Below are 11,770 nucleotides of genomic sequence, written 5' to 3'. Positions count from 1 at the left end.
TAATATTGATTCCTAATTGTAAATCTACTTTGGACTTCCTTTAATTTTATAAGGTTCACATTCTACAAATGATTCAGTAGTATTACCTGCATATACTTCATTATTTGTTAGATTAAGTCTCTTGGCATGAGCACCTACAGAAAAATCAACTTTTTTAAAGTCTACCCAAAAAGTATTAGGTGTTTGAGAAGACTCAAAATAATAAACTAAGTTTTTTTGATCAGATATTGTTCTCCATAAAGTAGAAGAAATGTTCGGCTGATCTGCAGTCGATATACCCAGCGGTACAGAACAATTTCGTATTACACTTAAGAGGGCTGCTACTGCAGTAGAAGCTTCTTTAGTTTTTGGCAAAATACTACTATAAAAAGAAGCCCTCACAAAACGGTCTGCTGCACGATTGGTACCTGGCAGCATTGTAAGCCCGCCTATAGAATCCCAATACTCATTTAATGCAAGTTGCTTTTCAAATATTGGAGAGTTAGTCATAACGGTATATTTTGGACTATGATGAATCACTAATTCTCCGTTGATATATTCAAAAATTGCATTATCTCCTGTAATATCCGAGATCGATAAATGCAGAGTCGCCTTTGGTCCTTCTCCGGGCATTGCACCGGTCGTAAGCACAAAAGGCTCTTTTTGTAATTCAATTACAGCTTCATTAACAGTCGCAAAATTATCTAAAACATACTGCACCCATCCTGCCATAGTTAGCTTTAATTTTTTACCATCCCAATCGGGATACCTTGATTCTGAGAGCCATAATAAATTTGCTACCAATCCTTTTTCGTTCATTCCGTCAGTTGCTGCCATATCATACACTGCTGATATAACACTTCCATATTTTGAAGTCCATTTAATAGATTGTGAACCTTCTTCTCCTGTTCTCTTAATACCTCTGGGCAACTGCCAAAGATTTGTATGAAGATCAGAACTCCAATCCATTGATCTAGCGGTTAATATTAATTCGTCTAAGCCATGATAAAGTATTCTAGTACACATAAGTTTATTATTATATATAATTACACAAATAAGATTCCAAATCCTTAATACTTCTTTTATTTACATTGATGAAGTTTTAAAATTAACACAGTTAAAAAACATAAAAAGTGAATCCACAACTAAACAGGTTCCAAATTATAAAGTGAAACCTTTTTTTATGTCAATGCTAGAAAAAAAACAATAAAAAGTAATCTGCATACAAAAGGTAAATAAGATTCTATTTAAAGGGGCACTTTCATTGTAGTTTTGTTTTATAATTAAATAAAGAGCTGTTTTAAAAGAATCTCAATATGAATGAAAAACCGAAATATACCTTAAGAGAATTAATACTCTATTTTTTAAAACTTGGCACAATTGGTTTTGGAGGACCAGTTGCACTCGTGGGTTATATGTACAAAGATTTGGTAGAAAACAAAAAATGGATTTCTGATGAAGAATACAAAGAAGGTTTAGCATTGGCTCAATTGGCTCCAGGTCCTTTAGCGGCACAGCTTGGAATATATGTAGGTTATGTTCATTATAATATTCTTGGGGCTACTTTAGCAGGTTTTGCCTTTATTACTCCGTCATTTCTTATGGTTTTACTCCTCGGAATAATCTACCAAGCTTATGGCGGACTGGTATGGATTCAGTCCATTTTTTATGGTGTCAGTGCTGCCGTTATCGGAATCATTACTTTGAGTTCTTATAAACTCACTATAAAATCCATCGGAAAATTGAATCTGAGTTCTTTTAAAGAAAAATGGATTCTATGGCTTTTCTTTACCTCGGTCATCGTAATAACTTACATCACAGAAAAAGAGCATATTTTATTATTTGTAGCCGCAGGACTTGTTTACATGCTGATAAAGGCTCGTCCGTATTTTAAGATTGCCAAAACCACAAATGTCTTAATTCTTATTTCGTCTGGCTTTTGGAATTATGAAAGTTCAACCTTAATGAAAATTGCCATATTCTTTACTAAAGCGGGCGCTTTTGTATTTGGTAGCGGTCTTGCAATCGTTCCTTTTTTACATTCGGGAGTAGTTGTTGAAAATAAGTGGCTCACAGAACAGCAGTTTCTAGATTCGGTTGCCATAGCCATGATAACGCCTGGCCCTGTCGTAATAACGGTTGGTTTTATAGGGTATTTGGTAAATGGCGTTTTAGGCGCAATAACTGCCGCTTTAGCCACATTTTTGCCTTGCTATCTTTTTACCATTGCCTTGGCGCCATTCTTTAAGAAAATTGTAAACAACAAACCTGTCAAAGCATTTGTTGAAGGAATAACGGCTGCTGTAGTAGGAGCTTTAGTTGGTTCTGTCATCATTATTGCCAAAAGAAGCATTGTAGATGTTTCAACAATACTGATAGCTCTAGCAAGCATTCTTTCTTTAATTTATATCAAAAAAATTCAAGAACCGTATATTATTTTAATTGCTGCAGTCTTAGGTGTGTTGATTAAATTATCTTTTTAATAGATACAAAAATTCAATAAAAAAAAAACCCTCGTTTCATCAACAGAGGGCTTTTCTTTCTTTATAAAAACTCATCGCCAACCCAATGCAGGTGCAACGTGTTCTAATATAGAGGATAGAATGTGTATGTTATAATCAACACCTAAAGTATTCGGAATAGTCAACAACAAAGTATCGGCTTCCTGAATCGCTTCATCTTGAGCTAACTCTTCAATGAGTTTATCGGGTTCAGCCGTGTAGCTTTTACCGAAAATAGCTCTTTTGTCTTGTTCAATATAACCAAAGCTATCATTGCCTTTTGCTTGTCCGCCAAAATAATATTTATCCTGATCATTAACTAGTGCAAAAATCGAACGGCTAACCGATACTCTCGCTTCGCGCTGATGTCCTGCTTTTTTCCAAGCTTCTTTATATAATCTTATCTGTTCTGCCTGCTGAACATGAAACGGCTTGCCATTTTCGTCATATTTAAGTGTAGAACTCTGAAGATGCATACCATTTTCGGCTGCCCAAATTGCCGTGGCGTTTGACGCGGCTCCCCACCAGATTCTTTCTCTTAATCCTTCAGAATGCGGTTCAATGCGCAACAATCCAGGCGGGTTTGGAAACATCGGATACGGATTTGGTTCTGCAAATCCTTCTCCACTCAATTTATCCAAAAATTCTAAAGCTTTTTTACGCCCCATATCGGCATCGGTTTCACCTGCATCTGGTTCGTAGCCAAAATAACGCCAGCCATCGATAACTTGTTCTGGCGATCCTCTGCTTATTCCGAGTTGCAAACGTCCTTCTGATATCAAATCGGCAGCTCCGGCATCTTCAACCATATACATTGGATTTTTGTATCGCATATCGATTACTCCTGTTCCGATTTCTATTTTGCTAGTCTTAGCGCCTACAGCCGAAAGCAGAGGAAAAGGTGAAGCCAACTGCTGTGCAAAATGATGCACACGAAAATAAGCGCCATCTATTCCTATTTCTTCAGCCGCAACTGCCAAATCGATAGATTGCAACAAGGTATCTGCTGCTGTACGAGTTTTGTATGATGGATGATTAGACCAATGCCCAAATGATAAAAATCCTATTTTCTTCATAATGGCTTTTAATTTTTTATTCTCTCAAATATACGCATAACTAATAAAAAAAGAAAACCATGTCTTTTCTTGAAAAGTACATGGTTTTGCTTATCTATAAAATTATTAAAGCAGGTAATATTGCCTTTTAATTTTTAATTTTTTAAAAATTTTATTGTTTAGGATCGACGCTTAAAGGCGGAAGTGACAATTCTTTACTGTTCAACAATTGCTTAGCTTGCTCAATAGTTCTATACTTACCAATTTCCATTGGCCCTCCATAAGAACCACTTTGCTGTGGTCTTGGCGGAGTTGTAGCATACGTTTTCATCAGTTCAAGAGTAACTTGGTCAAAAATTACCATTGTCCATGTTTTTTCTGTAAAGCTATTCATGAAAAGGTCATAGCGCTCTTGCGGATCTTGCCATAAATCGTAAACAGCAGGAACAGTTGCTACATAAGTCTGGTCACCTCTCCAGCCCAATTGCTGTCCTGGTGTATCGCTTCCTGCTTGCGCGCCATTATCTCCGCGTGTATTAAATACTGCTTTCCATTTCCCTATACGTACAGCTCCAGGAGATAATTCGTTTTCTGTAAAATAAAACCATCTGTCACGAAGCGGTTTTCCCTTTTTAAACAAAACATTTGACATGTCATAGCTATCAAAAATGATAGGTTTTCCTTCTCTATCATTTTTAGGCAATTCAACTCCAGCCAAAGCTGCAAATGTTGCCATTAAATCTAAACCACCCACAATATCATGACTTACACTTCCTGCTTCAATCTGGCCTGGCCACCATGCAATTGCAGGAACTCTGCTTCCTCCTTCACGATCTGTTCCTTTAGAACCTCTAAACGGCGTATAACCAGCATCTGGATGTACATCTTGCCAAGCTCCATTGTCAACAGTATAAATTACGATTGTATTATCTGCAATTCCAAGCTGACGGATTTTATCCATAATTCGTCCAACATTATAATCCATTTCTACAACAGCATCGCCATATTTACTTTTTGCAGGAGATTTTCCAGCAAACTGTTTAGAAGGCAAGTTTGGCTGGTGATTTTTAGCAAAATTGATACACATAAAAAATGGATCTTTAGATTTGCCATATTCATCCAGCTGTTTTAAATTATTGTCAACCATATTCATATCCAGTTCTGCAATATTTTCTTCAGTTACCGGACTTACTTCTCTTGCTGGTTTTCCTGCTTCTCCTTCTAAAATTCCTTTAGTCGCTTTTTTTATGTAGTCGCTAATCTCAGGTGCCATATCCGGATTCCAAGAAGGAAAGCAATAAGTGTAAGCATTCAAGTGGTACAATACTACATTTTGCATTTTATCAAAACCATGAGCAATTGGCATAGCATAATCTGCCTCTCCTAGGTGCCATTTTCCTGAAAAGTAGGTTTTATAATTTGCTTTTTTAAGTACAGATGCCAATGTCCATTCAGCTGCAGGAAGTCCGCCTCCCTGACCTTGAAAAGCAACTGTAGTCATACCGCTTCTATTAGGAATACGGCCAGTAATCATGGCAGCTCTTCCAGGCGTACAGCTTGGTTGTCCGTAAAAGGACCAAAACTGCATACCTTCTTTTGCCATTTTGTCTAGATTTGGTGTTGGCATTCCACGTCCGACTCCTCCACCATAAACTCCTAAATCTCCCCAACCAGTATCATCTGAAATTACCATAATGATGTTAGGCTTCTTCTTAGTTTGCCCGTTTATGTTTCCTATGACAGTGCAACATAACAGACCTGCAAAAATTAATTTTAAGGCATTTTTTTTCATGGTTTAAAATTTTAATTAAATGTGGTTTGTTTGAAATCTGAACAAAAAGCTTTAGTAGAAATGATTAATCGTTCTACTTTTCTTAACAACAAGATCCCTTTTCTTTTGATAGAGAAAATTACAATTATTAGGGAAGCAAGATTTTTTAAACTGGTTGCAAATTATAATATGAAACGAGAATACATTTTTTTTCGAAAGCTCATTCTTGGAACATAATTCTTAAACCTTCACATTATTTTATGAATATTCACTTCAATATATTTTTTTTTAGTTCTTCTTCATTTCCTTAAATTCCTAAAAACCTAAGACATTCCATTTAAAATCATTAATTATCAAAATGTTAAGTTGCAATTTTTCTTGTTTCATATTATAATTTGGAACATGTCCACCTTCCATTTTATGCAATTATTCTCACTTTATGGTATATTTTTGAAAGACCTAACAAATCTGTTCTAAAAAAACTTCCCCAATCTTTTTCCTACTCCTACGATTTACATAGTCAATTATTAATAAATCTATACTAAAAACAAATACTTATGGATTGGATTATTACTACATTAAAAGATTATCCCGAACTGGCCATTTTTCTAACCTTATCTTTAGGCTACTTTATTGGAAAATTTAAAATTGGAAGCTTTTCTTTAGGAACTGTGACTAGTGTTTTGCTGGTCGGAGTCTTAGTAGGACAATTAGATATTGTCATTTCTCCCAACGTAAAATCAGTATTTTTTCTAATGTTTCTTTTCGCTGTCGGGTATAGCGTTGGACCCCAGTTTTTTGGAGGCCTAAAAAAAGATGGACTTCCTCAAATGCTTTATGCCGCAATTGTTTGTGTTTTATGTTTGATATGTCCTTATGTTATCGGCAAAATTATGGGATACGATATGGGTCTAACTGCAGGAATGCTTGCGGGTTCTCAAACCATATCTGCTGTAATTGGTGTTGCATCCGACACGATCAATCAGCTCGGAATTCCTGCCGATCAGAAAACGGCATTAATTAATAAAATCCCAGTGGCATATGCTGTTACTTATATTTTCGGAACTGCTGGATCTGCTTGGCTATTGGCTTCTATCGGACCAAAATTATTAGGAGGCAATTTGGTAGAAAAAGCAAAAGAACTTGAAATTCAGCTTGGTGGAGATGCCATTGGTGATGATCCAAGCATTGCCTCTGCTTATGATCGCGTAATATACAATGCTTATCAGATTGCTTCACACTCTTATGCCTGCAATAAGACGGTTTTAGAGATTGAAAATGAACTTGAAAGCAAAGGCAGACGTTTGTTTATACAACGAATCCGAAGAGGAAAAGAAATCATAGATGCTACTCCAGAATTTGTAATTCAAGAAAATGATGTTGTGGCGCTAGGCGGAAGAAGAGAATACATGATGAACTATGTCGCTGTAAATGAAAAAGAAGTGCTGGATATCGAGCTTCTTAATTTTCCAGTAGAAGTCTTAAGTGTATTAATCGTAAAAAAAGAAGTGATAGGAAAAACCCTTGCTGATTTACGACATGTAAAATATATGCATGGTGTTGTAATAAGATCATTAAAAAGAGCTGGAATTCAGATGCCTATATTGCCCAATACGGTTATGCAAAAAGGAGACATGATAGAATTAGTGGGCATCAAACGAGATGTAGATCAAGTTGCTGTGCATATTGGTTATCCAGACCGTCCTACAAACTCAACTGACATGGCTTTTGTTGGTTTAGGAATAGTTCTTGGCGGATTACTCGGTGCATTGACCGTTAAAATTAGCGGAGTGCCAATAAGCTTAAGTACCAGTGGAGGTGCCTTAATTTCTGGACTTTTCTTCGGATGGTTAAGAGGTCAGCACCCAACTTTTGGACGAATTCCAGAACCTGCTTTGTGGATTATGAATAATGTTGGATTAAACATTTTTATAGCCGTTGTGGGTATTACAGCTGGACCAAGCTTTATTGTTGGGTTTCAAGAAGCAGGTTGGGGACTTTTTATCGCAGGTGCAGCAGCAACGGCGATTCCGTTAATACTGGGACTTCTTATCGGAAGGTATATTTTCAAATTCCATCCTATCATCAACTTAGGATGCGCTGCTGGGGCAAGAACAACTACTGCCGCCTTAGGAGCTTTACAAGACGCTGTAAAGAGCAAAACCCCTGCATTGGGTTACACTGTAACCTATGCCGTTGGTAATACGCTGCTCATTATATGGGGCGTCGTCATTATTTTAATCATGAGTTAGTCGAATTTTTTATATAATCTCTAAAAAACATTTTAGTTATGGCAATTGATATTTCAAAAATAAAAACATCAAGAGAGGTAGAAAAAACACTTCAGACCCTCAGTCCATTTGAAATTAAAAATGAATTAATTCATCTGGCAGAAGAAAGCGCGCTTAAATCGACAGCGATAACGCTTAATGCAGGAAGAGGAAACCCAAACTGGATTGCTACCGTTCCTAGAGAAGCTTTTTTCCTTTTCGGACAATTTGCATTAGAAGAATGTCGCAATGTTATGGAAGAACAAGGCATTTTAGCCGGAATTGTACAGAACAAAAGCGGAGTAGCTTCTCGTTTTGAAGCGTTTTTAGCGAAACATAAAGATTCTCCTGCTGCATCGCTTTTAGAAAAAACATATCATTATGGTGTAGACAAACACGATTTTGATGGTGATGCGTGGATTCGTGAATGGATAGAAGCTGTAATCGGATTTAATTATCCTGTTCCTGATCGTATGCTAAGTCAGATAGAAATTATTGTTCACGACTATTTAGTACAGGAAATGTGCGGTACTGGAAACGACAAAGGCAAGTATGATATTTTTGCTGTTGAAGGAGGAACTGCAGCGATGTGCTATATTTTTGATTCTTTAATGCAAAACCATCTTACCGAAAGAGGTGATAAAATAGCATTGCTCACTCCTACTTTTACACCTTATATCGAAATTCCGGAATTAGATCGATACAAATTTGATGTCGTTTACGTAGAAGCAAGCGGAGTTGGCGAAAACGGATTCCATACTTGGCAATATCCAAATTCTGAATTAGACAAGCTAAAAGATCCAGCAGTTAAGGTTGCCTTTGTGGTAAATCCGAGCAATCCGCCATCTTCTGCAATGAGTATCGATACACTCAATTATATTGCTGATATCGTAAAAAATCATAATCCAGGATTGATGATTATTACGGATGATGTTTATGGAACTTTCGTTAATAATTTTAGATCGTTAATGGCCATTATTCCGCAAAATACCATCACAGTATATTCATTCTCAAAATATTTTGGCTGTACAGGCTGGAGACTTGGAACAATCGCAGTTCATCAAGACAATATTTTCGATAAAAAAATTGCCAATTTAAGTCCCGAACTTAAAAAAGAACTACACGATCGCTATTCTTCTCTGACATTAGAGCCAGAAAAAATCAAGTTTATTGACAGATTGGTTGCCGATAGCCGTCAAGTAGCTTTAAACCACACGGCAGGATTATCCTTGCCTCAGCAATTTCAAATGATGCTTTTCTCTGCATTTTGTCTATTAGACACTCAAGATGTTTATAAAACGCTTACACAGTCTATTATTCACAAACGTCTTGGCTTATTATGGGAAGGACTAGAAGTGCCAATTCTTGAAGACCCAATGCGTGCAGGATATTATTCTGAAATTGATGTTATGGTAGCCGCAAAACACTTTTATGGAGACGATTTTGCCAATTGGCTGAAAACGAATTTCGAACCTGTTGATGTTTTATTCCGTTTGGCAGAAAAAACAGCCATTGTACTTTTAAATGGAGGCGGTTTTGCTGGACCAGAATGGAGTATCAGAGTTTCTCTTGCCAATCTTCCAACGGATAGTTATCTGATTCTTGGAAAAAACATCCGTAAAATTTTATTGGAATATGTAACCAGCTGGGAAAACTCAAAAAAATAGTAGTAATCTGAAATTAAACACATTTGATCTATGAAAAATTTATTTACATTATTATTATCGGTTTTATTAGTAACAGGTATTTATGCTCAAAAATTACCTAGAATCAAAATATTGGCAACAGGAGGAACAATTGCGGGACAGGGTGCTTCAGCAGATCGTTCTGCTTATACCGCAGGACAATTGCCAATTAAAGATTTAATTGCTGCCGTTCCGGGAATTGACAAAGTTGCAGAAATTTCAGGAGAACAGATTTCAAATGTTGGAAGTCAGGACATGACTGTCGATATTTGGATCAAGCTGAATAAACGAATCAACGAAATTTATAAAAATAACGAAGCCGACGGAATCGTAATCACACACGGAACCGATACGCAAGAAGAAACAGCTTATTTTTTATCACTAACCGTAAGATCTGACAAACCTGTAATCATTACTGGCTCTATGCGTCCAGCAACAGCCATTAGTGCAGATGGTCCAAAGAATCTATATGATGCAGTAACTCTGGCAGCTTCAAAACAAGCGGCGCATAGCGGTGTTTTATTGGTATTTAATGAATATATTTTTACAGGAAGAAGTGCCGTAAAAACTAGTACAACACACTTAAATGCATTTACAGCGCCTAACAATGGTCCAATCGGACAGGTTTATGACGGAAAAGTTTCTCTTTATGAAACTCCGGTAAGAAAAGCTAATAAAAGCACTCCGTTTGATATCACAGGTTTAACAACTTTACCAGAAGTGGCTGTTGTAGAACTATATGCTGATGCGCCTGCAACTGCAATAAATGCGTATGTGGCTTCTGGAGTAAAAGGAATCGTTACGGGCGGTTTAGGTAACGGAAATCTAAATAAAGTAAACTCCGATGCTGCGGCAAGCGCTGTTAAAAAAGGAATTGCTGTTGCAAGAGCTTCTAGAGTACCGTCTGGAAGAGTTACTTTATTTGATGAGACCGATGATCAAAAGCTTGGCACTATAGTCGCAGATGATTTAATTCCGCAAAAAGCAAGAATTCTTTTAATGTTAGGACTTACCCAAACTACTGACAGTAAAAAACTGCAGGAGTATTTCTTTGAGTATTAATCAATTGAAATTGTAAATTATGCGTGTCTTAACTTTTATAATTTTGAGCGTTTTTCTGTCAGCAGGTGCTTATGCACAGCAGGAAAAACAGACCGATACGATCCTAAATCATAAAACGCCTTTAATAAAAGCAACCAAAGTTGATTTGCTAAACAATGTTGATTTAATTTTCAATACTCAAGTAGGTTTTAACACCTATTTTGATGACGGAAATTACACTGGCAGTAAATTCGAAGTAAACCAATTTAGATTGGAAGTAAAAGGAAAAGTGTATAAGGACAAAGTATTTTTTAGATTTCGAGACCGATATACTAAAGAAACTGAACCGCAATCAACAGATAACATCAGCAGTTCTACTGACTTGGCTTTTATTGGATATAAAATATCTGAAAGAACCAGTATTGCAATTGGAAAAATGACAGCAAACTGGGGTGGGTACGAGTTTGATATGAATCCGATTGATATTTATCAATACAATGATATTGTGGATAATTCGGATAACTTTTTAACTGGAGTTCAGGTGAATTGGAAACTAAATGCGAATCATGTTTTTTCTGGACAGATTTTAAACTCCAGAACCAAAACTTTTTCTGAACTATATCAAAATGTACCAGATGTAGAAGAAGCCAAATTTCCTGCCGCTTATGTTGGAAACTGGAATGGAAGTTTTTTAGACGGAAAATTTAAAACCATTTACAGTTTCAGTATTTTTCAGGAAGCCACAAAAAATGGAAGACCGGTAAATATGTATTATACAGCATTAGGAAATCAGTTTCGAAGCAAAAAATGGCTTTTTCAATATGATTTCAAATGGAGTAGCGAAGATTTAGATCGAACTGGAGTTGTGAGTACTATTATTCCAGATACTGTTTTAGATCACGCTGCAGAAAATGTGTATTATCTAGAACATTGGCTTAGAACTGTATATTCGCTAAATGAACAATGGAAACTTACGATTATCGGAATGACAAGTAAGGCTTCGTGGAAAGATATTCCCGATCCTTCTATAAGCTCAAACCGAATTCGTACTGCATATGGCATTATTCCGACTGTAGAATTTTATCCCATCAAAAACTTCAATTTAAAGTTTTTTGCCACTTATGTGCAGCGATTCTATAATTACAGCGATTATGCTAAAACAGATTTAGGACAATCTAATACCACAAGCGGAAGAATTATGCTTGGTGTAATTTCTCCTTTGGTGGTATTGTAATAATTTAAGTAACTAACTCAATTGGAAATGCTGGGACAAATCGTAAACGCGATTTATTCCAGCATTTTTTTATGAGTAGCCTCCAGCTTCAGCTGGAGGTTTTTAATCATCGTAAGAATAAGGCTTTAGCCAAATCACGCATGTTCGGCTAAAGCCATTTCGATTCCTTTTATTTAAACTCCAGCTAAAGCTGGAGCCAATTCAAACTAATAATTGATTTATACGCATATCACT

At 36.4% G+C, this 11,770-nt stretch carries 8 protein-coding genes; 5 read left to right on the top strand and 3 right to left on the bottom strand.

Annotated features, from left to right (window positions below; all coding sequences use genetic code 11):
• Positions 1 to 24 precede the first annotated feature (24 nt).
• Complete coding sequence (locus DM397_RS01235; RefSeq protein WP_111375819.1) at positions 25 to 1,005, bottom strand: linear amide C-N hydrolase; 981 nt, start codon at positions 1,003 to 1,005, stop codon at positions 25 to 27.
• A gap of 290 nt (positions 1,006 to 1,295) precedes the next feature.
• Here DM397_RS01235 and DM397_RS01230 point away from each other — a divergent pair, with 290 nt between their 5' ends.
• Positions 1,296 to 2,462, top strand: coding sequence for a chromate transporter (locus DM397_RS01230; RefSeq protein ID WP_111375818.1), 1,167 nt, complete (start codon positions 1,296 to 1,298; stop codon positions 2,460 to 2,462).
• Between the two features lie 71 nt (positions 2,463 to 2,533).
• On the opposite strand, the gene DM397_RS01225 is transcribed toward DM397_RS01230, so the two are convergent.
• Entirely contained in the window at positions 2,534 to 3,556 is a 1,023-nt protein-coding gene (locus DM397_RS01225) for an LLM class flavin-dependent oxidoreductase (protein WP_111375817.1), read from the bottom strand.
• A gap of 151 nt (positions 3,557 to 3,707) precedes the next feature.
• Positions 3,708 to 5,327, bottom strand: coding sequence for an arylsulfatase (locus DM397_RS01220; protein ID WP_111375816.1), 1,620 nt, complete (start codon positions 5,325 to 5,327; stop codon positions 3,708 to 3,710).
• Positions 5,328 to 5,863: 536 nt separating this feature from the next.
• On the opposite strand from DM397_RS01220, the gene aspT reads away from it, so the two are divergent.
• From aspT to DM397_RS01195, 4 genes are read left to right on the top strand one after another with little or no spacing between them, the layout of a single operon-like run.
• Positions 5,864 to 7,558 carry an aspartate-alanine antiporter gene (gene aspT / locus DM397_RS01210; RefSeq protein WP_111375814.1) on the top strand — a complete coding sequence of 565 codons (1,695 nt, stop codon included), beginning with the start codon at positions 5,864 to 5,866 and terminating at the stop codon, positions 7,556 to 7,558.
• Positions 7,559 to 7,596: 38 nt separating this feature from the next.
• Positions 7,597 to 9,243 (top strand): aspartate 4-decarboxylase, encoded by a 1,647-nt coding sequence (aspD, locus tag DM397_RS01205; protein ID WP_111375813.1) that lies wholly within the window; start codon positions 7,597 to 7,599, stop codon positions 9,241 to 9,243.
• A 30-nt stretch (positions 9,244 to 9,273) separates the two neighbouring features.
• The gene (locus DM397_RS01200; RefSeq protein ID WP_111369426.1) at positions 9,274 to 10,323 is read left to right on the top strand and encodes a type II asparaginase; all 1,050 of its coding nucleotides are present in this window, start codon (positions 9,274 to 9,276) and stop codon (positions 10,321 to 10,323) included.
• Positions 10,324 to 10,366: 43 nt separating this feature from the next.
• Positions 10,367 to 11,536, top strand: coding sequence for a porin (locus DM397_RS01195; RefSeq protein ID WP_239457763.1), 1,170 nt, complete (start codon positions 10,367 to 10,369; stop codon positions 11,534 to 11,536).
• The last annotated feature ends 234 nt before the right edge of the window (positions 11,537 to 11,770 follow it).

Source organism: Flavobacterium nitrogenifigens, from assembly GCF_003254565.1.
Lineage (GTDB): Bacteria > Bacteroidota > Bacteroidia > Flavobacteriales > Flavobacteriaceae > Flavobacterium > Flavobacterium nitrogenifigens.
This window is presented reverse-complemented; position numbering and strand designations above follow the sequence as displayed.

Bases quoted from the DNA above. Each gene is read 5' to 3' on its own strand.
- DM397_RS01235 (WP_111375819.1), bottom strand. From the start codon at position 1,005: ATGTGTACTAGAATACTTTATCATGGCTTAGACGAATTAATATTAACC.
- DM397_RS01230 (WP_111375818.1), top strand. From the start codon at position 1,296: ATGAATGAAAAACCGAAATATACCTTAAGAGAATTAATACTCTATTTT.
- DM397_RS01225 (WP_111375817.1), bottom strand. From the start codon at position 3,556: ATGAAGAAAATAGGATTTTTATCATTTGGGCATTGGTCTAATCATCCA.
- DM397_RS01220 (WP_111375816.1), bottom strand. From the start codon at position 5,327: ATGAAAAAAAATGCCTTAAAATTAATTTTTGCAGGTCTGTTATGTTGC.
- aspT (WP_111375814.1), top strand. From the start codon at position 5,864: ATGGATTGGATTATTACTACATTAAAAGATTATCCCGAACTGGCCATT.
- aspD (WP_111375813.1), top strand. From the start codon at position 7,597: ATGGCAATTGATATTTCAAAAATAAAAACATCAAGAGAGGTAGAAAAA.
- DM397_RS01200 (WP_111369426.1), top strand. From the start codon at position 9,274: ATGAAAAATTTATTTACATTATTATTATCGGTTTTATTAGTAACAGGT.